This window comes from Micrococcus sp. KRD128, from assembly GCF_017168395.1.
Classification (GTDB): Bacteria; Actinomycetota; Actinomycetes; order Actinomycetales; family Micrococcaceae; genus Micrococcus; species Micrococcus luteus.
The window spans coordinates 79790-101490 of record NZ_JABFAX010000003.1 but is presented as its reverse complement, the minus strand read 5'-3'; the positions used below and the strand labels follow the sequence as shown (position 1 = coordinate 101490).

Annotated in this window: 19 protein-coding genes and 1 tRNA gene; 14 read left to right on the top strand and 6 right to left on the bottom strand. The window is 73.1% G+C overall.

The features are described 5' to 3' along the window. Window positions 1-240: 240 nt before the first annotated feature. Both J1M44_RS01535 and J1M44_RS01530 read left to right on the top strand, forming a co-directional pair. A complete protein-coding gene (locus tag J1M44_RS01535; RefSeq protein ID WP_010079414.1) occupies window positions 241-624 on the top strand; it encodes a cold-shock protein in 384 nt (127 codons plus the stop codon). Window positions 625-627: 3 nt separating this feature from the next. Next, window positions 628-1125, top strand: a complete 498-nt coding sequence (locus J1M44_RS01530) for a DUF3027 domain-containing protein (RefSeq protein WP_002855573.1) — start codon at window positions 628-630, stop codon at window positions 1123-1125. Between the two features lie 6 nt (window positions 1126-1131). On the opposite strand, the gene serC is transcribed toward J1M44_RS01530, so the two are convergent. Next, complete coding sequence (serC, locus tag J1M44_RS01525) at window positions 1132-2259, bottom strand: phosphoserine transaminase (RefSeq protein ID WP_002855580.1); 1128 nt, start codon at window positions 2257-2259, stop codon at window positions 1132-1134. Window positions 2260-2387: 128 nt separating this feature from the next. Between serC and J1M44_RS01520 the strand changes: the two genes are divergently transcribed. The 3 genes from J1M44_RS01520 to J1M44_RS01510 all read left to right on the top strand — a co-directional run bounded on the left by J1M44_RS01520 (window position 2388) and on the right by J1M44_RS01510 (window position 5710). Then, the gene (locus J1M44_RS01520) at window positions 2388-3110 is read left to right on the top strand and encodes a metal-dependent transcriptional regulator (protein ID WP_060774758.1); all 723 of its coding nucleotides are present in this window, start codon (window positions 2388-2390) and stop codon (window positions 3108-3110) included. A 160-nt stretch (window positions 3111-3270) separates the two neighbouring features. Continuing rightward, the gene (locus tag J1M44_RS01515; RefSeq protein ID WP_002855584.1) at window positions 3271-3765 is read left to right on the top strand and encodes an HNH endonuclease; all 495 of its coding nucleotides are present in this window, start codon (window positions 3271-3273) and stop codon (window positions 3763-3765) included. Window positions 3766-3841: 76 nt separating this feature from the next. Continuing rightward, a complete protein-coding gene (locus tag J1M44_RS01510; RefSeq protein WP_206480436.1) occupies window positions 3842-5710 on the top strand; it encodes an ABC transporter ATP-binding protein in 1869 nt (622 codons plus the stop codon). Window positions 5711-5736: 26 nt separating this feature from the next. Here the strand turns inward: J1M44_RS01510 and J1M44_RS01505 are convergent. After that, window positions 5737-5810 (bottom strand) — tRNA-Arg (locus tag J1M44_RS01505). Between the two features lie 38 nt (window positions 5811-5848). Next, the gene (locus J1M44_RS01500) at window positions 5849-6499 is read right to left on the bottom strand and encodes a hypothetical protein (RefSeq protein ID WP_206480435.1); all 651 of its coding nucleotides are present in this window, start codon (window positions 6497-6499) and stop codon (window positions 5849-5851) included. Window positions 6500-6731: 232 nt separating this feature from the next. Here J1M44_RS01500 and pcrA point away from each other — a divergent pair, with 232 nt between their 5' ends. The 3 genes from pcrA (at window position 6732) to sucD (ending at window position 11595) form a co-directional block, all read left to right on the top strand. Next, window positions 6732-9293 (top strand): DNA helicase PcrA, encoded by a 2562-nt coding sequence (gene pcrA / locus J1M44_RS01495; RefSeq protein WP_206480434.1) that lies wholly within the window; start codon window positions 6732-6734, stop codon window positions 9291-9293. 184 nt (window positions 9294-9477) lie between these two features. Beyond that, complete coding sequence (gene sucC / locus J1M44_RS01490) at window positions 9478-10647, top strand: ADP-forming succinate--CoA ligase subunit beta (protein WP_060774753.1); 1170 nt, start codon at window positions 9478-9480, stop codon at window positions 10645-10647. Window positions 10648-10674: 27 nt separating this feature from the next. Continuing rightward, window positions 10675-11595 (top strand): succinate--CoA ligase subunit alpha, encoded by a 921-nt coding sequence (gene sucD / locus J1M44_RS01485; RefSeq protein WP_206397322.1) that lies wholly within the window; start codon window positions 10675-10677, stop codon window positions 11593-11595. 120 nt (window positions 11596-11715) lie between these two features. On the opposite strand, the gene J1M44_RS01480 is transcribed toward sucD, so the two are convergent. Next, window positions 11716-12846 carry a VIT1/CCC1 transporter family protein gene (locus J1M44_RS01480; RefSeq protein WP_206480433.1) on the bottom strand — a complete coding sequence of 377 codons (1131 nt, stop codon included), beginning with the start codon at window positions 12844-12846 and terminating at the stop codon, window positions 11716-11718. 105 nt (window positions 12847-12951) lie between these two features. Here J1M44_RS01480 and J1M44_RS01475 point away from each other — a divergent pair, with 105 nt between their 5' ends. Both J1M44_RS01475 and J1M44_RS01470 read left to right on the top strand, forming a co-directional pair. Further along, window positions 12952-13371, top strand: a complete 420-nt coding sequence (locus J1M44_RS01475) for a YidH family protein (RefSeq protein WP_206480432.1) — start codon at window positions 12952-12954, stop codon at window positions 13369-13371. 4 nt (window positions 13372-13375) lie between these two features. After that, complete coding sequence (locus J1M44_RS01470) at window positions 13376-13699, top strand: DUF202 domain-containing protein (protein ID WP_180536912.1); 324 nt, start codon at window positions 13376-13378, stop codon at window positions 13697-13699. Window positions 13700-13774: 75 nt separating this feature from the next. On the opposite strand, the gene J1M44_RS01465 is transcribed toward J1M44_RS01470, so the two are convergent. Both J1M44_RS01465 and J1M44_RS01460 read right to left on the bottom strand, forming a co-directional pair. Beyond that, window positions 13775-14968, bottom strand: coding sequence for an alcohol dehydrogenase catalytic domain-containing protein (locus J1M44_RS01465; protein ID WP_206480431.1), 1194 nt, complete (start codon window positions 14966-14968; stop codon window positions 13775-13777). A gap of 209 nt (window positions 14969-15177) precedes the next feature. After that, complete coding sequence (locus J1M44_RS01460) at window positions 15178-16674, bottom strand: sodium:solute symporter family transporter (RefSeq protein ID WP_206480430.1); 1497 nt, start codon at window positions 16672-16674, stop codon at window positions 15178-15180. 186 nt (window positions 16675-16860) lie between these two features. On the opposite strand from J1M44_RS01460, the gene J1M44_RS01455 reads away from it, so the two are divergent. The 4 genes from J1M44_RS01455 to J1M44_RS01440 all read left to right on the top strand — a co-directional run. Beyond that, window positions 16861-17430, top strand: coding sequence for an XRE family transcriptional regulator (locus J1M44_RS01455; RefSeq protein WP_044659018.1), 570 nt, complete (start codon window positions 16861-16863; stop codon window positions 17428-17430). 78 nt (window positions 17431-17508) lie between these two features. Then, window positions 17509-18525: an agmatinase gene (gene speB, locus J1M44_RS01450; protein ID WP_206480429.1), complete on the top strand. Its 1017-nt coding sequence runs from the start codon at window positions 17509-17511 to the stop codon at window positions 18523-18525. Next, a complete protein-coding gene (locus J1M44_RS01445; protein WP_206480428.1) occupies window positions 18522-20237 on the top strand; it encodes a thiamine pyrophosphate-binding protein in 1716 nt (571 codons plus the stop codon). The genes speB and J1M44_RS01445 overlap by 4 nt, the downstream gene beginning before the upstream one ends. A gap of 476 nt (window positions 20238-20713) precedes the next feature. Further along, window positions 20714-21701: intradiol ring-cleavage dioxygenase (locus J1M44_RS01440; RefSeq protein WP_206480427.1), on the top strand; the 988-nt coding region annotated here is incomplete at its 3' end.

The following is a 21701-nucleotide window of genomic DNA, read 5'->3' as shown; positions in this document are numbered from 1 at the left end:
GGGGCGGGGAGGGTGGAGGTCCGAGGCATGCCCGCCACTCTAGTCGGGCTATCCTGGGAGGTCATTGACGACCACGTCCTCCGCCGTCCCCTCCGGGCGCACGGCCAGGCTGGTCCCACCGATGCCGCGGCGCACCGCCACGCCGGTGCCGGACCCCGCCGACCCGAGACGAGAGCACGGCCGCCCCCGCGGCGCCGGCCCGACGCGGAGGACCCACATGACGAGGAGCAGGTGACGCACATGCCCACCGGACGCATCAAGTTCTACGACTCGACCAAGGGCTTCGGGTTCGCCCAGACGGACGAGGGCGAGGAGGTCCACGTGCCCGCCTCGGCCCTGCCGGCCGGGGTGACCGAGCTGCGCGGAGGCACCCGCGTGGAGTTCGGCGTGGCCGAGGGCCGCCGCGGCAAGCAGGCGCTCTCGCTGCGCGTGCTCGACGCCGCGCCCTCGGTGGTCCGCAACCACCGGCCCGGCGCCACCGAGATGGCCGTCCTCATGGAGGACCTCATCACGTGGCTGGACCAGGCCTCCAACGGCCTGCGCCGCGGCCGCTACCCCCAGCGCGCCCAGGCGCAGAAGATGGCGCAGGTGCTGCGCCGTGTCGCCGACGACCTGGAGGCCTGAGCCATGACCACCCACGACGACGCCCCGCGCGTCGACCACCGGAGCCCCGACGCCGCGCCCGCCGAGGAGAGAACGGCCGTGCCGCCCGCGCGCCGCCGGGCCCCGCGCCGCGACGAGCTGCTCGCCGCCGCCGTGGACACCGCCCGCGCCGGGCTGGCCGGGCTGGCCGCCCCGGACGAGGTGGGGGAGCACGTGGACGTGCTCGTGGACGACGACCGCCTCCTGACCCACCGCTTCGCGTGCCGCCTGCCCGGCTACGCGGGCTGGCTCTGGTACGTGACGATCGCCCGAGCCCCGCGTGCCAAGCAGGTCACCGTGTGCGAGACCGGCCTCATGGCGGGGGAGGGCTCGCTCGTGGCACCCCCGTGGGTGCCGTACGCCGAGCGCGTGAACGAGGAGGAGCGCGAGCGGCTGAAGGCCGTGGCCGAGGGCCGCGTGCCCGGCGCCCCGGCGCCCGACGCCGAGGGGGACGGGACGCCCGAGGCCGCGGCCCGCGGCTGACCCGGCTCAGCCCAGGCGCTCGACCACGTGGTCGATGCAGCGCAGCAGCGCCGCGACGTCCTCAGGCTCGGTCGCGGCGAAGGTCGCGATCCGCAGCTGGTTCCGGCCGAGCTTGCGGTAGGGCTCCACGTCCACCACGCCGTTGGCGCGCAGGACCTGGGCGACCGCCGCCGCGTCGACGTCGTCGGAGAAGTCGACGGTGCAGATCACGGCGGAGCGGTCCTCCGGCCGGGCCACAAAGGGCGTGGCGAAGGACGACGCCTCGGCCCACGCGTACACGCGCGAGGAGGAGTCGGCGGTGCGGGCGGTCATCGCGTCCAGCCCGCCCTGGCCGTTCATCCAGCGCAGCTGCGCGTCCAGCATGACGAGCGTGGCCAGCGCGGGCGTGTTGTAGGTCTGGTCCTTGAGGGAGTTGTCCACGGCCGTGGCGAGGTCCAGGAACGCCGGGATCCAGCGACCGGACTCCTTGATCTCCGCGACCCGCGCCAGGGCCCGCGGGGAGAACAGCGCGAGCCACAGGCCGCCGTCGGACGCGAAGTTCTTCTGCGGCGCGAAATAGTACACGTCCGCCTCGGACACGTCCACCGGCAGGCCGCCTGCGGCCGAGGTGGCGTCGACCACGACCAGGGCGTCCTCGTCGATGCCCGCGGGGCGGACGACGGGCGCCATGACACCGGTGGAGGTCTCGTTGTGCGGCCACGCGTACACGTCGACCCCGGCCACGGCCTCCGGCTCGGGGCGGGTGCCCGGCTCGGAGGTGCGGATGTCCGACGGGGCCAGGAACGGCGCCTGGTCGGTGGCCTTGGCGAACTTCGAGCCGAACTCGCCGAAGCTCAGATGCTGGGCGCGCTCGCGGACCAGGCTGAAGGCGGCCGCGTCCCAGAACGCGGTGGAGCCGCCGACGCCGAGGATCACCTCGTAGCCCTCCGGCGCCGAGAACAGCTCGGCGACGCCGGACCGGACGCGCGCCACGAGGTCCTTGACCGGCTTCTGGCGGTGCGAGGTGCCGAGCAGCCCGGCCGCGTCCTGGAGCGCGCTCAGCTGCTCGGGGCGGACCTTGGACGGGCCGGCGCCGAAGCGGCCGTCGGCCGGCAGCAGGTCCTGGGGGATGGTGATCTCGGCGGGGGAGGTCATGCGTGCTCCTGACGCTTCGGGGTCGCGGGTCGTGCCCATTCTCCCGCGCCCGGGACCACCGGCCGTCCACGTGACTCACGCCTCGCTAGGATGTCCGGGACGAAGAGCCCGAGGGAAGAGGACGCGCCATGACGGATCTGATCGACACCACCGAGATGTACCTGCGCACGATCCTCGAGCTCGAGGAGGAGGGCATCCCCCCGCTGCGCGCCCGCATCGTCGAGCGACTGGAGCACTCCGGCCCCACCGTCTCCCAGACCGTGGCCCGCATGGAGCGGGACGGGCTGGTGCACGTGGGCACGGACCGCCGGCTGGAGCTGACCGTGGCGGGCCGTGAACGGGCCGTGTCCGTGCTGCGCAAGCACCGCCTGGCCGAGCGCCTGCTCGCGGACGTGATCGGCCTCGAGTGGGAGCTCGTCCACGAGGAGGCCTGCCGCTGGGAGCACGTGATGAGCGACCAGGTGGAGCGTCGCCTGCTCACGCTGCTGGAGAACCCCACCGAGACCCCCTACGGCACCCCGATCCCGCCCCGGCCCGAGCAGGCCTCCGCCGAGGACTGGAGCCGCGACATGGGCCTGGCGGGCACCCGGCTCTCCGAGGAGGCCGCCACCGCCGGCCGGTTCCGCGTCCGCGGGCTGGCCGAGGGTGTGCAGACCGACCCCGACCTGCTGGCCCAGCTGGCCGGCGCCGGCGTGACCCCCGGCCGCGTGGTGCGGGCCGAGGCCGCCCGCGACGCCGGGTACATCCGGGTCGAGGGCGAGGCGGAGGACGGCGCGGCCGCGGACGGCGGGGCCCTCGAGCTGGCCACGGCCACGGCCGCACACGTGTGGGTCGAGCGCCTCGACGGCTGAGACGCGGCGCGCCGCCGTCGTGCGTGACGGGCGCGTGATGGCCCGGTGACGGGCCGGTGAACCTCTTCCGCCACCGCAGACGACACGCGGCGCGCCGATGCACCCGCGTCTAGCGTGGGGACACGACGCCCCCTGTGTCCCCACGCTCTCGAGGCCCCCGATGCGCACACTCGTCCTCAACGCCGGCTACGAACCCCTCTCGGTCGTCTCCGACCGCCGAGCGCTGCTGCTCGTGGCCACCGGCAAGGCGAGCGTGCTCGAGGACGCCGGGGACCCGATGCGCAGCCCCACCCGCGCGTGGGGCCGACCCCTCGTGATCCTGCTGCACCAGTACATCCGGGTGCCCCACACGGACGCGACCCCGGTCTCCCGCAAGGGTGTGCTGCGCCGGGACGGACACCGCTGCGCCTACTGCGGCGCCCACGCCACCACCGTGGACCACGTGCGGCCGCGCTCGCGGGGCGGCGAGAACACGTGGGAGAACCTCGTGGCCTGCTGCCTGCGCTGCAACGGGGCCAAGGCGGACCGCTCACTCGAGGCCCTGGGCTGGCGGCTGCGGGTGGAGCCGGTGCGCCCGCGCGGGGCCCAGTGGCGGATCCGCGAGCTGGAGCGGCCCGCCGAGGCGTGGCGGGACTACCTGCGCCTGGCGGCCTGATGCCGGAAGCGGAATCGCGCCCGCCCGTGCCCGGCGGTTCCTAGACTCTCGAACGGTCGAGAGAGCGGAGGGGCCCATGAGCATGGAGTCGGCGGCACGGATGTCCATGATGCGGATGACCCGCGGACAGTCCGAGGCCCAGCAGAGCCTCGCCCGCGGCACGGTGCGCCGGACCATCGCGTTCGCGGGCCGGTACCGCACCCGACTGATCGTGTTCGTCGCGGCGTCCATCGTGGGCGCGGTGCTCGGCGTGGCCTCGCCCGTGCTGGCCGGCGACGTCGTCAACGCGATCACCGGTGGCGCGGACCGCGGGCTCGTGGTGCGCCTGGCCCTGCTGATCGCCCTCGTGGCCGTGCTCGACGCGGCGCTGTCCGTGTTCACCAAATGGCTCTCCTCCAGGCTGGGAGAACGCGTCATCTACGACCTGCGCACCGCCGTGTTCGACCACGTGCAGCGCATGCCGGTGGCGTTCTTCCAGCGCACCCGCACCGGCGCGCTCGTCTCACGCCTGAACAACGACGTGATCGGGGCGCAGTCGGCGATCTCGCGGACCCTCTCCGGCGTCGTCGCGAACGTGGTGTCCGTGGCGCTGACCCTGGGTGTCATGGTGGCCACCAGCTGGCAGGTCACCGTCCTGTCCCTCGTGATGCTGCCGCTGTTCCTGGTGCCGGCCCGGGCGGTCGGCTCGAAGCTGGCAGGCCTGTCCCGCGAACGGGCCGGGCACAACGCGGCCATGGGCGACCAGATGACCGAGCGGTTCTCCGCTCCCGGCGCCACGCTCATCAAGCTCTTCGGCCGCCCCGCCGCCGAGTCCGCGGAGTTCGCCCGCCGTGCGGACCGCGTGCGCGCCACCGGCGTGGACATCTCCGTGCGCCAGGCCGTCTTCACCACGCTGCTCACCCTGGTCTCCGCGCTCGCGCTCGCGGCCGTGTACGGCGTGGGCGGGCTCCAGGCGATCGCGGGCACCCTCGACGCCGGCGACGTCGTCACCCTCGCCCTGCTGCTGACCCGCCTGTATGCGCCCCTGACCGCGCTGGCGAACGCCCGCGTGGAGATCATGAGCGCGCTCGTGAGCTTCGAGCGCGTGTTCGAGGTCCTGGACCTGGAGCCCCTCATCACGGAGCCCGCGCGGCCCGCCGCCCTGCCGGAGGGGCCCCTGTCCGTGCGGCTGCGGGACGTGCGATTCGCCTACCCCACCGCGGAGCAGGTGTCCCTGGCCTCCCTCGAGGAGGTCTCCGTGCTGGACACGCGCGGCGGCGAGGAGGTGCTGCACGGGATCGACGTGGCCGTGCCCGCCGGGGCCACCGTGGCCCTCGTGGGCTCCTCGGGTGCGGGCAAGTCCACCATCGCCTCGCTCGTCACGCGCCTGCACGACGTCACCTCCGGCGCCGTCGAGATCGGCGGCGTGGACGTGCGGGACCTCGCGTTCGCGGACCTGCAGCGGGCCGTGGGCATGGTGACCCAGGACGGTCACCTCTTCCACGAGACCGTGCGCGCCAACCTGACGCTGGCCCGCCCCGACGCGACGGACGAGCAGCTGTGGGACGCCGTCGAGCGGGCCCGCCTGCGCCCCGTGGTCGAGGCGCTGCCGGACGGGCTGGACACCGTGGTCGGCGAGCGCGGCTACCGCCTCTCCGGCGGCGAGCGGCAGCGCATGACGATCGCGCGGCTGCTGCTGGCGGCCCCGCGCGTGGTGGTGCTGGACGAGGCGACGGCGGCGCTGGACTCCACCAACGAACGCGCCATCCAGGAGGCGCTGGGGGAGGCCCTGGCCGGGCGGACCGCGATCGTGATCGCGCACCGGCTCTCCACCGTCCGCAGCGCGGACGAGATCCTCGTGGTCGAGGCGGGTCGGATCGTGGAGCGCGGCACGCACGCCGCGCTGCTCGCGGCGGACGGACGGTACGCGGAGCTCTACACCACGCAGTTCGCCGACGCGGAATGAGGCGGTGGCCGGACCGGCCACCCGGGTGCCCCAGGCCGGAATCGAACCGACGGCCTACCCTTTAGGAGAGGGTCGCTCTATCCAACTGAGCTACTGGGGCGTGGACCGCGCGTCGGTCCGGTGAGCGAGTCTAGCCCCTCAGGCCCCCCGCGCGGCGGGACCACGACGACGGCGCCGCCCGGCCCACAGCATCACGGCCACCGCCAGCGCGAGCAGCGCGAGCAGGAGCCAGCGGGTCAGCGTCAGGGCGGCGGCCAGGCCGGTGCCCGGGCCGCCGGCGGCGATGGCCTGCTCGATCGCGATGTTCTCGCAGATGTCCACGACCGCGAACAGCACGCCCAGCCCGAAGACGACCCACTTGGCGCCGGCGGGACGCAGGCGCCACGCGCCGACCGCGGTGACCGTCAGCGCCACGGCGATCGGGAAGATCACGCCGGCCGTCTTGTGCACCCAGTTCAGCTGGCCGCGGGCGTCCTCGTCCATGACCGCGGAGAGCGCGCGGATGTGGTCCTGCCCGTAGAACAGCAGAGAGTCCGGCATCGCCAGGCCGCCGCTGAGCTGGGTCATCTGCTGCAGCACCAGCAGATGGAGGTACGCGCCCACGAGCAGGGTGGTCACGATCAGCGCGCTCACCGGGATCGCCGGGCTGCCCTCGCGCTCAGCGGCCGTGGCGAGGTCCTCACGGACGTTGACGTCCCGCAGCGTGGGACGGGAGCGCGGGGACTCGGCGACCGGACGCGCGGCGGGCCGCGACGGGCGCGGACGGGACTTGCGGGACTTCTGGGACACGGGGCACCTCCGCGGTCCATCCTCCCAGACCGGCCGAGCCGGTCCGGCCCCGGTCCGGCTCCGCTCCGCCCAGCCCAGCCCACTTTCGAACGTGAAATCGGGGTCATGGGGACTTTCGAACGCGAGACAGGCCCCACATCACGTTCGAAAGTGCGGACGGGTAGGGCGGGGCAGGGGAGACGACGGCGGCGCCCGCTGTCGCGTCCGGAGCCCCGCCTAGACTGGATCCGCCATGGCTGACCTCTTCTCCGCGCTCGGACGCACGCCCCTGAACCTCGACCGCACCCGCCGCCCGGCGGACGCGGAGACCGCCCTGCCCGGGCTCGTGCCCCCGGCCGTCACGCGCGCGGCCGCGGACCCCGAGGCCTGGGGTGAGGACGCCCGGCCGGCCGCGCCGGCGCACACTCCCGAGTCGCTCGTGGCGGGGCTCAACCCGCAGCAGGCAGCCGCGGTGACCCACACGGGGGCGCCGCTGCTGATCGTGGCGGGCGCCGGCTCGGGCAAGACCCGGGTGCTGACCCACCGCATCGCGTGGCTGCTCGCCACCGGACGGGCGCGGCCGCACGAGATCCTCGCCATCACCTTCACGAACAAGGCCGCCGCGGAGATGCGCGAGCGTGTGGCCGGGCTGATCGGTCCCACCGCCCAGCGGATGTGGATCTCCACGTTCCACTCCTCCGCCGTGCGGCTGCTGCGCAACGAGGCCGCCAACATCGGGCTGAAGTCCACGTTCACCATCTATGACTCGGCGGACAGCCTGCGCCTGGTCACCACCGTCGCCAAGCAGCACGAGCTGGACCCGAAGCGCTTCGCGCCCAAGGCCCTGCTGAACCGCATCAGCTCCCTGAAGAACGAGCTCGTGGAGGCGGACGACTACGCCGCCACCGTGGCCGAGGGGGACCCGTGGGGCCGCGCCGTCGCCGCCGTCTACCGGGGCTACACGGCCCGCCTGCGCCAGGCCAACGCCCTGGACTTCGACGACCTGATCGGCATGACGGTCCACATGTTCGAGGCGTTCCCGCGCGTGCTGGACAACTACCGCCGCCGGTTCCGCCACGTCCTCGTGGATGAGTACCAGGACACCAACCACGCCCAGTACCGCCTGATCCGGCTCCTCGCCGGCCCGGCGGGCGACCCCGAGGGCGTGGAGACCCCCGGCGGCGAGCTGACCGTCGTCGGCGACTCGGACCAGTCCATCTACGCGTTCCGCGGCGCGGACATCCGCAACATCGTCGAGTTCGAGCAGGACTTCACGGACGCCGTCACCATCAAGCTCGAGCAGAACTACCGCTCCACGCAGACCATCCTGGACGCCGCCAACGCGGTGATCGAGCGCAACCCGGACCGCCGTCCCAAGCGCCTGTGGACGGCCGAGGGGGAGGGTCCCGCGATCGTCGGCTACGCCGCGGAGAACGAGTCCGCCGAGGCGGAGTGGATCGCCAGCACCATCGACCGGCTGCAGGACGAGGACGGGATCCGCCCGGCCGACGTCGCCGTGTTCTACCGGACCAACGCGCAGTCCCGTGCGCTCGAGGAGCGGCTGGTGACGCGTGGCATCCCGTACCGCGTCATCGGCGGCACGCGCTTCTACGACCGCAAGGAGATCAAGGACGCGCTCGCCTACCTGCGGGTGATCGTCAACCCCGACGACGACGTCAACGTGCGCCGCATCCTCAACGAGCCCAAGCGGGGCATCGGGGACCGGGCCGAGGGCGCCGTCGCCGCGTGGGCCGAGCGCAACCGCTCCACGTTCTCCGCGGCCCTGCGCGACGCCGAGAACGCCCCCGGCATGGCCGCCCGCTCACTCAAGGCCGTCCGCGGCTTCGTGCAGATGATGGACGACCTTGGCCAGGTCGCCGAGTCCGCCGGCCCGGCCACCGTCCTGGAGGCCGTCCTCGAGCAGTCCGGGATGCTGGCCGCCCTCCGCGAGTCCGAGGACCTGCAGGACGAGTCCCGCGCGGACAACCTCGGCGAGCTCGTCGCCGTCGTCCGCTCCTTCGAGACGACGCACCCGGACGGCACCCTGTCCGACTTCCTCGAGCAGGTGGCGCTCGTGGCGGACGCGGACCAGCTGCCCACGGCCCCGGACGTGGAGGGCGAGGCGCTCGCGGAGCAGCAGGGCCAGGTCACGCTCATGACACTGCACACCGCCAAGGGCCTCGAGTTCCCCGTCGTGTTCCTGACGGGCATGGAGCACGGGGTGTTCCCGCACGCCCGCTCGATGACGGACGAGAAGGAGCTCGCGGAGGAGCGTCGCCTGGCCTACGTGGGCCTGACGCGCGCCCGCCGTCGCCTGTTCCTGACGCGCGCCGAGGCACGCTCGCTGTGGGGCCAGCACCAGTTCAACCCGCCCAGCCAGTTCCTCGGGGAGATCCCGGAGGCGCTCATCGACTGGGAGCGGGAGGGCACCACGCGCTCGGCCGGCTCGTTGAGCCTGACCGGCGCCGGCACCTCGCGCTACGCGGGGCGGTTCGGGGGCGGGCGGCCGGCCTGGCGGTCCCGGGACGACGACGGCGCGCGGCCCCAGCGCCTCACCCGCGGGGACGAGCCGGCGGACCTCACGGTGCCCTCCGCCGTGGTGCGGGGGAAGGCGCCGAGCCGGGTGCAGCCGCAGAAGGAGATCGTGGCGCTCAGCCCGGGCGACCGCGTCTCCCACGCGACCTTCGGCGAGGGGCGCGTGGACGCCGTCGCGGGCGCCGGGGACAAGACCGTCGCGACCGTCACCTTCGACGCCACCGGGGCGCAGAAGCGGCTGCTGCTGCGCTACGCCCCGCTGACGAAGGTCGAGGGCTGACAGGACCGGCCCGCCGACCCCCCGGTCTCTCCGCGGTGTGGACTAGAGTGAGCCGTGGAACGCCGCCGTCCGCCGCCCTGCTGTGCCCCCGTGCCCGGCCCGGCCACGGAGGGGGCGTCGACGTCGGCCGCGCCCGCGGGCGAGGCCGGCAGACCCTGTCTTCGACCAAGAAGGACACACCACCGTGGACCTGTATGAGTACCAGGCGCGCGATCTGTTCGAGGCGCACGGCGTCCCCGTGCTGGCCGGCATCGTTGCGCAGACCCCGGACGAGGCCAAGGCGGCCGCGGAGAAGATCGGCGGCGTCACCGTCGTCAAGGCGCAGGTGAAGGTCGGCGGCCGCGGCAAGGCCGGCGGCGTGAAGGTCGCCAAGACGGCCGACGAGGCCTACGAGCACGCCAAGGCCATCCTGGGGATGGACATCAAGGGCCACACCGTGCACCAGGTCATGATCGCCCAGGGCGCCGACATCGCCGAGGAGTACTACTTCTCCGTGCTGCTGGACCGCGCCAACCGCACCTACCTGGCCATGTGCTCGGTCGAGGGCGGCATGGAGATCGAGCAGCTCGCCGAGGAGCGCCCCGAGGCCCTCGCCAAGGTGCCCGTCTCCGCGCTGACCGGCATCGACGCCGAGACCGCCCAGAAGATCGTCGCCGAGGCGGGCTTCCCCGAGGAGCTGCGCGCCGACGTCGCCGAGGTCATCCAGAAGCTCTGGGAGGTCTTCGAGAAGGAGGACGCCACCCTCGTCGAGGTGAACCCGCTGGTGAAGACCGGCGACGGCCAGATCCTCGCCCTGGACGGCAAGGTCTCCCTCGACGACAACGCGCAGTTCCGCCACGAGGACCACGCCGCCCTCGTCGACGAGCGCACCGAGGACCCGCTGGAGGCCAAGGCCAAGGCCAACGACCTCAACTACGTGAAGCTGGACGGCCAGGTCGGCGTGATCGGCAACGGCGCCGGCCTCGTGATGTCCACCCTCGACGTCGTCGCGTACGCCGGCGAGCAGCACGGCGGCGTGAAGCCGGCCAACTTCCTGGACATCGGCGGCGGCGCCAACGCCGAGGTCATGGCCAACGGCCTCGACGTCATCCTGGGCGACGAGCAGGTCAAGTCCGTGTTCGTGAACGTCTTCGGCGGCATCACCGCGTGCGACCAGGTCGCGAACGGCATCGTCAAGGCCCTCGAGATCCTGGGCGACACCGCCACCAAGCCGCTGGTCGTGCGCCTGGACGGCAACGCCGTGGAGGAGGGCCGCCGCATCCTGCAGGAGGCGAACCACCCGCTCGTCACCCTGGCCGCCACCATGGACGAGGGCGCCGACAAGGCCGCCGAGCTCGCCCACTCCGCGAACTGACCGTTCGGAAAGACTGAGGAAACAGCTATGTCGATCTACCTGAACAAGGACTCCAAGGTCATCGTCCAGGGCATCACCGGCGGTGAGGGCACCAAGCACACCCGCCTCATGCTCAAGGCCGGCACGAACATCGTGGGCGGCGTGAACGCCCGCAAGGCCGGCACCACCGTGTCCCACGAGGACAAGGACGGCAACGCCGTCGAGCTGCCCGTCTTCGGCACCGTCAAGGAGGCCATGGAGAAGACCGGTGCGGACGTGTCCGTGGCCTTCGTGCCGCCGGCCTTCGCCAAGGACGCCGCCATCGAGGCCATCGAGGCCGAGATCCCGCTGCTCGTGGTCATCACCGAGGGCATCCCGGTGCAGGACTCCGCCGAGTTCTTTGCCCTGTCCCAGTCGAAGACCGGCGAGGACGGCAAGCCGAAGACCCGCATCATCGGCCCGAACTGCCCCGGCATCATCACCCCGGGCGAGGCCCTGGCGGGCATCACCCCGGCCACCATCACCGGCACCGGCCCCATCGGCCTCGTGTCCAAGTCCGGCACGCTGACCTACCAGATGATGTACGAGCTGCGTGACTTCGGCTTCTCCACCGCCATCGGCATCGGCGGCGACCCGGTCATCGGCACCACCCACATCGACGCCCTCGAGGCGTTCGAGGCCGACCCGGACACCCAGGCCATCGTGATGATCGGTGAGATCGGCGGCGACGCCGAGGAGCGTGCGGCCGAGTTCATCAAGGCCCACGTCACCAAGCCGGTCGTCGGCTACGTGGCCGGCTTCACCGCCCCGGAGGGCAAGACCATGGGCCACGCCGGCGCCATCGTCTCCGGCTCCGCGGGCACCGCGCAGGCCAAGAAGGAGGCCCTCGAGGCCGCGGGCGTGAAGGTCGGCAAGACCCCGTCCGAGACCGCCCAGCTGATGCGGGAGATCCTGCAGGCCCAGGCCTGATCCCGCGGTGCGGGGCGCCGGCGCCCCGCATCGGCAGGCGGAGGCACCACGGCCCCTGTCCCTCGTCCTGAGGGGCAGGGGCCGTGTGCCGTGCGGGGCGGAGCAGGCGATGGGCGCCCGTCAGCCCACGTTCGCGCCGAAGAGCAGGCCGAGCACGTACGTCACGGCGGCGGCGCCGAAGCCGATCGCGAGCTGGCGCAGGGCCCGGGCCAGCGGTGAGGAGCCGGACAGCAGCCCGACCACACCGCCGGTGAAGAGCAGGGCCGCGCCCACCATCGCCGCCGCCAGGCCCAGGGCCCACAGCCCGGACATGCCGAAGATGTACGGCAGGATCGGGATGAGCGCGCCGGAGGCGAAGAACGCGAAGCTGGACAGGGAGGCGCTCCACGCCGAGCCGATCTCCGCGAAGGAGTCCGAGTGGTCCACGGGCCCCTGGGAGCCGTCGGGGCGGGCGGAGAACTGCGGGTTGCAGTCGCACGAGAGATAGCCGAGGCGCTCGAGTGCCCGGTGCTCGGCGTCCTCGGGCGTCATGCCGCGGGCCAGGTAGACGAGCGTGAGCTCGTTGTGGTCCAGGTCCAGGTGCTGGGCCGCCTCGAGGGTGATCTGGGTGGGGGAGGAGGCCTCGAGCAGCTCCCGCTGGGAGCGCACCGAGACGTACTCGCCGGCCGCCATGGACAGCGCGCCCGCGAGCAGTCCGGCCACGCCGGTGAACAGCACCACGGACGGCGCCACGCCCGTCGCGCCGATGCCCATCACGAGCGCCAGGTTGGAGACCAGCCCGTCGTTCATGCCGAAGACGGCGGCGCGGAAGTTGCCGGCCAGCTGTTCGCGACCCCGGGCGGCGAGGCCCCGCACGACCTCCTCGTGGATGGCCTCGTCCGCCGCCATGCCCTCGGGGGCGTCCTGGTCCTTCGCGTAGGGGGTGTCCGACTCGGCGCGCTGGGCCAGGGCCAGCACGAACACGGAGCCGAAGATCCGTGCGAGCCAGCGCAGCAGGATGCGACGGAAGGAGGGGCGCGGGGGGTTCTCGGCGTGCTCGCCCAGGAGAATCCGCCAGTGCTGCTCATGGCGGCGCTCGGCCTCGGCGAGGCCGAGCAGGATGTCGCGCTCCACACCGTCCTTGCGGGCGGCGATGTCGCGATAGATCTGGCCCTCGGCGATCTCGTCGGCGAGGTAGCGGCGCCAGCGTCGGACCTGTTCACGGGTCGGCTCGGGGCGTGCCGCAGGCGTGGCGGCGTGGGCGGGGCTCATGGGGCTCCATCGGACGGGCGGGACGGGGATGGGGCGCCGCCGTCGCGGGCCGCGGCGGCCGGGCGCGCTCGACCGGCCAGTCTACGCCGTCGCTACCATGGCCGCATGGACGCAGCAGAGACCCCCGACGGCCCCGAGGCCACCGCGCACGACGGCGGCCGGCCGGCCTGGCAGAAACGCCTCCTGGCGGGCGGGGACGAGCCGGACCCCCGGTTCACGCTCGCCAACGAGCGCACGTTCCTGGCCTGGGTCCGGACGGCGCTGGCGCTGCTGGCCGGCGGGGTCGCGGTGGAGGCGTTCACCGGTGCCCTCTTCGCGCCGCCGGTCCGGGTGGTGCTGAGCACGGTGCTGCTCGTCCTGGCGGCGCTGCTCGCCCTGGGCGCGGGCGCGCGCTGGCTCCGGGTGGAACGGGCGATGCGCCGCGGCCGTCCGCTGCCGCTGCCGCTGATCGTCCCGATCCTCGCGGGGGGCGTCGTGCTGGCCGTCGTGGCGCTGCTGGCCGCCGTCGTCCTGCCGCGGGGCTGAGACGATGCGTCTGCATCACGACCCGGGGCTGCAGCCCGAGCGCACCGTGATGAGCTGGGGCCGCACGGTCCTGGCGCTGGGCGTGCTCAGCCTCACGTTCCTGAGGTGGTGGCCGGCCGTCGGCGCCTGGGCGTTCGGGCCTGCGGTGGTGGCGGCCGTCGGCGGGGCGGCGGTGCTGGCCACGCAGCGCCGGCGCTACGTGGCGCACGCGGACGGGATCGCGCGGGAGCAGGCCCGGCCAGCGCTGGCGTCGGTGGCCTGCATGGTCGCGCTGGTGGTGGGCTTGGCGGCCCTCGGGATCACCGCCACGCTGCTGCACGCGACCTGATCCGCGGACGACGACGGCGCCCCTCACCTGCGCGGGCAGGTGAGGGGCGCCGTCGTGCCTCCGGAGGCGGACCGCTCAGCGGGCGATCATGCCGTGGGGGTCGATGATGAACTTGTCCACGGAGCCCTGGTCGAACTCCGCGTAGGCCTGGGGTGCCTCGTCCAGGCTGATCACGCGCGGGTTGACCAACTCCGTCAGGTACGGCATCCGGTCCCACAGGATCGACATCATCAGCTGGCGGTTGTAGCGCATGATGGGCGCCTGCCCGCCGATGATGTGGGGCGACTTGATCCAGGCCTTGCCGAAGTCCACCGGGAAGGTGCCCTCCTGCTCAGCCTTCGTCTCCGCGATCGGGTCCGGCCCGTAGATGCCGATGATGCCCGTGGCACCGCCCGGACGGGTGATGTCCAGGACCTGGTTCACGGCGGCGATCGGCTGCATCTCATCGGACTCGGAGCCCAGGCCGTGGGCCTCGGAGCCGACGTAGTCCACCGCGCAGTCCACCATCGGCTCGCCGAGGATGTCGTTCACGGCGTCCTGCAGGTTCTCCGTGACGGAGAGGTCGATGGTCTCGCAGCCGTGCTTGCGCACCAGCTCCAGACGCGAGGCGTCCTGGTCGCCCACGATGATGCACGAGGCGCCCAGCAGTCGAGCGGCGGCCGCGGCGCACCGGCCCACGGGGCCGGCGCCGGCGATGTAGACGGTGGAGCCGGGCTTGGCGCCGGCCGCCATGAGACCGTGAAACGCCGTGGGGAGGATGTCCGAGAGCACGGCCAGGTCCAGGATCTTCTCCATCGCCTGCTCCTGGTCCGGGAAGCGCAGCAGCTGGAAGTCGGCGTACGGCACGAACAGGTACTCGGCCTGTCCGCCCTGGAAGTCGCCCAGATTGAAGCCGTAGGCGGCGCACGCCTGCTCCGGGTTGGCGGTCTCACAGATCTCAGTGCGGCCGGCGCGGCAGTTGCGGCAGCGGCCGCAGGCCACGTTGAACGGCACGGAGACGAGGTCGCCCTCCTTCAGGAACTGGACGTCGCTGCCGACCTCCAGCACCTGGCCGGTCATCTCGTGACCCAGCACCATGCCCTCGGGCACGGGGAAGGAGCCGCGGTAAATGTGCAGGTCGCTGCCGCAGATGTTGGTGGCGACGATCTTGAGGATGACGCCGTGCGGGGCGGCGGAGCCGTTGGGCATCTCCAGCTTGGGGAAGTCCAGCTCGTCGACGCGCACGTCCTTGATGCCGTGGAATGCCACGGCGCGGTTCTTGGTGGTCATGAGAACTGCTGCCTTTCTGTCTCCAGCGAGACCCCGACGGGGCGAGAGACGGGGCGAACCCGAGGGGGAGTCCCGGTCCCGGGCTTTTGCACACACTAGGGCCGGGGGGAGCCCGGGGGAAGGGTCGCCCGCCACCGCACCGCCTGGCCTCGGCCATCGTGCGGGCGTCGGAGGATCACAGGCCCCGGGGTCATCGGCCAGCGGCAATCTCAGACCGCTGCGTCGACGCCGTGGCGGGAGCGCACCCGCCAGGCCTCGAGGACCGCGGGGTCGGTGGGCCGGGTCATCAGGCTGAGGAGGACGTACACGACGGCGGAGGCGGCCAGGCCGACGTAGATCGGCTCGTTCGCGAAGACGCCCTCGAAGGGCTCGGCCGCGTTCAGCTCGAGCCAGCCCATGGTGCCGAGGGTGCCCACCGTCCCGACCACCATGGACCACAGGGCCGCCGTGCCGGTGCCGCGCTGCCACACGAGGCCGCCGACGATCGCGACGAACAGGCCGCCCACGAGGATGTCGTACGCGATGGTCAGGGCCGCCACCACGTCCGGGACGACGATCGCCAGCCCCAGCACGACGGCGCCGAGCAGCAGCACCCAGCCGCGGTTCGAGGCGAGCTCCGCCGCGGTCTCCGGAGCCTCGTCCTCGGCGGTGGCGCCGTCCTCGGAGGCGGTGGCCTCGCCGCGGAGGATGGGGAGGATGTCCGTGCGCATCACGGTCGAGGCCGCGATGATCGCCCCCGAGGCGGTGGACATCATGGCCGCGACGGCGGCCGCCAGGGCCACGCCACCGATGCCGACGGGCAGCAGGTTCTGGGCGACCCACGCGAACACGTCGTCCGTGGTGGCGATGTCCGCGGTCACCGTGCGGGCGGCCATCCCGATCACGGCGCCGGCGACGCCGTAGGCGATGCAGTACAGCCCCGCGGTGGCGCCGCCGATCTGGGCCACGCGCGGGGAGCGGGCCGTGAAGACGCGCTGCCAGACGTCCTGGCCGATCAGCAGGCCGAGGGTGTAGACCACGACGTAGGTGACGATCGACTGCACGCCGATCCCGTCCCAGCTGAAGAACTCGGCGCCCAGGCGCTCCTGCATGGCGCTCCAGCCGCCGGCGTTGGCCAGGGAGAGGGGGAGCATGAGGGCGAACAGGCCGATGGTCATGATGAGGAACTGGGCCATGTCGGCCAGGGTGATGGACCACATGCCGCCGAGCACGGAGTAGGCCAGCACGATGCCGCCGCCCACCAGGACGGACAGCCAGCGGTCCCAGCCGAAGAGCACCACGAAGATCGACGCGTAGGCGCCCGTGGAGGTGGCGGCGAGCATGAGCGTGTAGGCGAGCATCACGAAGGAGGAGGCGTGGGAGGCCCCGCCGCGGCCGTACCGCAGGCGCAGCATCTGCGAGACGGTGTAGATCTTCAGACGGGCCAGGATCGGGGCGAACGCCACCGACAGGATGAGCACGCCGACGCCGATGGCGGCCACGAGCCACGCACCGGAGAGCCCGAACTCGTACCCCAGGCCGACGCCGCCCACGGTGGCGGCGCCGCCGAGCACGACGGCGGCCATGGTGCCGGTGAACAGCATCGGCCCGAGACGGCGGCCCGCCACGAGGTAGTCCTCCGAGCTGGCGGCGCGGGTCTTGCCCCACCAGCCGAAGGCGAGCATGCCGACCAGGTAGACGGCGACGATGGTCAGGTTGAGGGTCACGGGCGGTCCTTGGGGCGAGAGGATCCAGGGCGCCGGGATGAGGGGGCGCCGCGGGCGGGACGGGAGCGATCGGCGTGTTGCCGATCACACGATATGGGTCTACGGTAAACACATGTTGCTTGTCAGACAACATGGCGTCCAGGGTGACCTCGGCGACGTCGCCTGGCCGACGTCGGGAGGAACGCGATGAAGGCCCTCCCGCTCGAGACCGCGCCGGGCCAGGCGCTGATCGGCCGTCGGCTGCGCGCGCTGCGCGAGGCGCGGCGGCTCACCGTGGCCCAGCTGGCCGAGGCGGCCGGCGTCAGCAAGGGCTTCCTCTCCCGCCTCGAGCGGGACCTGACGAGCCCGTCCGTGAGCACGCTCGTGACCCTGTGCCAGGTGCTCGGCGCGAGCCCGGGCGACGTCCTGGACGCGCCCGAGGTGACGGTCGTGCGCCTCGCCGACGCCCCCGCGGTCAGCCTCGGCGGCGAGGGCATCCGCGAGCGCCTGATCACCCCGCGCGGCAGTCGCGACCTGCAGATCCTGCGCGCGGACATCGCGCCGCACGGCCGCGGGGAGACGGAGCTGTACACCGTGGACTGCCGCGTGGAGGCGGTGCACGTGGTCACCGGCCGCCTCGAGCTGCGGACCACCGAGGCCGTGCACCTGTTGGAGGAGGGGGACACCGTCACCTTCCCCGGCCGCGAGCCTCACTCGTGGGCCAATCCGGACGACCGCCCCGCCGTCGTGCTGTGGACCCTCGTGGGCCACGCGTGAACCGTGCGGCATGCCCGCACCGGACAGACCAGACCAGACCGACCAGACCGAATCGAACAGCCCAGAGAGGACATCCAGATGCTCGAGATCCCCCGCGTCGAGGACAACGGCCGCCACGGCCCCGTGAACTCCGCCCTCGTGCCCCGTTACGGCGGCGCCCCCACCTATGCGCTGCTGCCGCGCCTGGACGAGGCGGCCGCGGCCGGCGTCGCCCCGGAGATCAAGGTGGTCGGCGTGCCGTTCGACGCCGGCGTCTCCTACCGCCCCGGTGCACGCTTCGGGTCCGGCCACGTGCGGCAGTCCTCGCGGCTGCTGCGCCCGTACAACCCCGCCACGGACACCTCGCCCTTCGCGCAGGCCCAGGTGGTGGACGCCGGGGACATGGCGGTGAACCCGTTCGACATCGGCGAGGCCATCGAGGCGATCCAGCAGGACGCGATGGACCTCACCGAGGACGGCTCCTCGCTCATGACCATCGGCGGCGACCACACCATCGCGCTGCCGCTGCTGCGCGCCGCCTCCGCCCGTGCGGGTGAGCCCGTGGCCCTGCTGCACTTCGACGCCCACCTGGACACGTGGGACACCTACTTCGGCGCCGAGTACACCCACGGCACGCCGTTCCGCCGCGCCGTGGAGGAGGGGATCCTGGACACCGAGGCCATCTCGCATGTGGGCACCCGCGGTCCGCTCTACGGCAAGAAGGACCTCGACGACGACCACCGCATGGGCTTCGGCATCGTCACCTCCTCGGACGTGTTCCGTCAGGGCGTGGACGAGATCGTGGACCAGCTGCGCCAGCGCATCGGGGGCCGGCCGCTCTACATCTCGGTGGACATCGACGTCCTCGACCCCGCGCACGCGCCGGGCACCGGCACCCCCGAGGCCGGCGGCATCACGAGCCGCGAGCTGCTCGAGATCCTCCGCGGGCTGCGCGGGCTCGACATCGTGGGCGCGGACCTGGTGGAGGTGGCCCCGGCCTACGACCACGCCGAGCTGACCGGCGTCGCCGCCTCCCATGTGGCCTACGACCTCATCTCCCTGATGGCCGACCGCCGCGCCACCCGCGCGGCCGCCGGTGAGGAGCCGGGCCGATGACCGACGAGCAGACGACGACGGCGGCTCCGCGGCGCAGCGGCGGCGACCTCGCCGTCGAGACGCTCCACGCCCTGGGTGCACGGACGGTCTTCGGCATCCCGGGCCAGCACGCCCTGGGCCTCTTCGACGCCCTGTCCCGCTCCCCGCTGGAGTTCGTCTCGAACCGCGTGGAGAACAACGCCGCCTTCGCCGCGGACGGGTACGCCCGAGCCACCGGCGAGGTCGGCGTGCTGTTCCTGTCCACCGGCCCGGGCGCGCTCACCTCGCTGGCCGGCCTGCAGGAGGCGTACGCCACGGGTGTGCCGATGCTCGTGATCGCCTCGCAGATCCCGCTGTCCGGGCTCGGCGCCCGGCGCAAGGGCATGCTGCACCAGCTGGACGACCAGAAGGCCTCGGCCCGCAACGTCACCAAGGCCCAGTTCACGGTCCACCACGCCTCGGGCATCCCGTCCGCCATCCAGGACGCGTGGGCCGAGGCCGTCACCGTGCCGCAGGGGCCGGTGTGGGTCGAGATCCCGCAGGACGTGCTGCTCGGCGAGGTCATGGTGCCCCCGGTCGAGGACGCCCTGGCCGTGCCCTACGACCACCCGCCGCGCGCCGAGCTCGTGGCCGAGTCCGTGCGCTGGCTGCGCGGGGCCGGGCGGGTGGCGATCGTGGCCGGCGGCGGTGTGCGCCGCTCCGGCCGGGCGGCGGTGGAGAGCCTGCGGGAGGTCGCGGAGCTGCTCCAGGCGCCCGTGGTCTGCTCGCCGGGCGGCAACACCGCCTTCCCGTGGGGGCACCCGCTCAGCCTCGGCGGCTGGGTGGAGGACCGCCTCGTCACGGACCTGCTCGAGGACGCGGAGGTGCTGCTCGTGGTGGGCTCCTCGCTCGGCGAGGTCACCTCCAACTACTTCACGCTCGAGCCGCGCGGCCGCCTCATCCAGGTGGACGCGGAGCCGCGCGTGCTGGAGACCAACCACCCCACGCTGGGTGTGCGCGCCGACGCCGGCCAGGCGCTCGAGGCCCTGGCCGCGGCGCTGCGCGAGTCGGGCTCGGTGGCGCAGGACGCCGCCGTCTGGCACGGCCGCACCCCGACCGAGGTGGTCGCCGACGTCAACGCGCGGATCGACGCCCGCCTCGACGCCCAGGACCTCGGCGTGGAGCGCCGGCTCCTGGCGGACATCCGCGCCGCCGTCCCGTCGACCATGCAGACGTACTGGGACATGACCATCGCCGCCTACTGGGCGTGGAACTGCTGGGACGCGCAGGACGGCGAGTTCCACTCGGCGCAGGGCGCCGGGGGGCTCGGCTACGGGTTCCCGGCCGCGTTCGGCGGCGCGGTGGGCCTGGCCCACCAGGGCCGCACCGGGATCGACGGGCGCGTGCTCGCCGTCGCCGGCGACGGCTCGGCGATGTACTCCCTCGCCGAGCTCGCGGCCGCCAGGCAGCACGGCGCGGCGGTGACGTGGCTGATCATCGACGACGGCGGGTACGGCATCCTGCGCGAGTACATGGAGGGCGCGTTCGGCAAGGCCACGGCCACCGAGCTCGACCGGCCGGACTTCCAGGCCCTCGCCGCCTCCTTCGGCGTGCCCGCCGAGACGGTGGGAGTGGAGGACGTGCGCGGCGCGCTCGAGCGCGCGTTCCAGGCGGACGGGCCGAACGTCGTCGTGGTGCAGACCCGCCTGGCGATGTGGGCGCCGAGCCACCTCGGGGAGGCCCCGGAGGTCTGAGGCGGCCCGGCGCGGCTCAGCGGGGGTCGGCGGCCTCGAGCGGCTCGTAGTCCGGCCCCGCCCCGGCGGGCCGACCGCAGCCCGACGTTCAACATTCGTGACACGAGCGCGGTGCCGCAGGGCCGCCCGGGGTGGGGTTGGCGTGCACCTGCGGGAACTCGAGCTGCGGGCGGTGCGTGCGCAATGCGGTGACGAGGTGGACCACGGCCACGGAACTGTCTCCTCGGCGAAGAAGCCGGACTCGGGCGTCAAGGGAGCCGGGCCGAGGGCACGCGCGGACCGCCCCGGTCACCAGGGACATGGCCCTCCATGTCGACACCGCCGGGGCGGTTGCGGGCTTGCCGCCCGTGTCAGGAACCTCCCAGAGGACGTCCTGGAGCCATCCCGCCGATCTCACGGAAACGTCCTGCATCCGTTGCCATGCTGGCCTCTCGACGCGGCCCGCCACCCGGCGGGCGCCCCACGAGAGGAACTCCATGGCCCCCTGGCTCCCGACCCGCTCCCGCCGTCCCTTCCCCCAGGCCACGGAGGGAGGCGAGGCCCCCGCCGTCACGCCCACCTTCGAGGGCCGGGCCTTCCACCGCCCGGCCGAGGACGTCGAGGACCAGGGCGCCGCCTTCGACGTCGGCACGCTCGTCTCCCGCCGCAACGCGCTGGGCATCTTCGGCGCGGGGGCGGGGGCCCTCGTCCTCGCCGCGTGCGGCGTCCAGGAGGGCGCCTCGTCCTCCTCCGGCTCGACGTCGGCGAGCGCCGGCTCCTCGTCACCCGCGGCCTCCTCGTCGGCGGCGAGCGCCTCGCCGTCCGCCACCCTGACCGAGATGGTCACCGAGACCGCAGGCCCGTACCCGGGCGACGGCTCCAACGGCCCGGACGTGCTCGACGCGTCCGGCATCGAACGCTCCGACCTGACCACGAGCATCGACACGGGCACCGTCGCCGAGGGCGTCCCGCTGACGGTGACGATGAACGTCATCGACATGGCCAACGGCGACGCCGCCATGACCGGCGCCGCCGTGTACCTCTGGCACGCCGACGCGCAGGGCCGCTACTCGATGTACTCGGACGGCATCACGGAGGAGACCTACCTGCGCGGCGTCCAGGTGGTGGGCGACGACGGCACGGTCACCTTCACCACGGTGTGGCCCGGCTGCTACGCCGGCCGGTGGCCCCACCTGCACTTCGAGGTGTTCCCGGACAAGGCGTCCATCACGGACGCGACGAACAACGTCCTCACCTCCCAGATCGCCATGCCCGAGGAGCAGTCCTCGCAGGTCTACGCCACCTCGGCCTACGACGGGTCGACGGCGAACTTCGCCCAGGTCAGCCTCGAGACGGACAACGTCTTCTCGGACGGCTACGAGACACAGCTGCCGCAGATCACGGGCTCCGTGGAGAAGGGCTTCGCCATCACCATCGACGTCCCGATCGACACCACCACCGAGCAGGAGCAGGGCGGGATGGGCG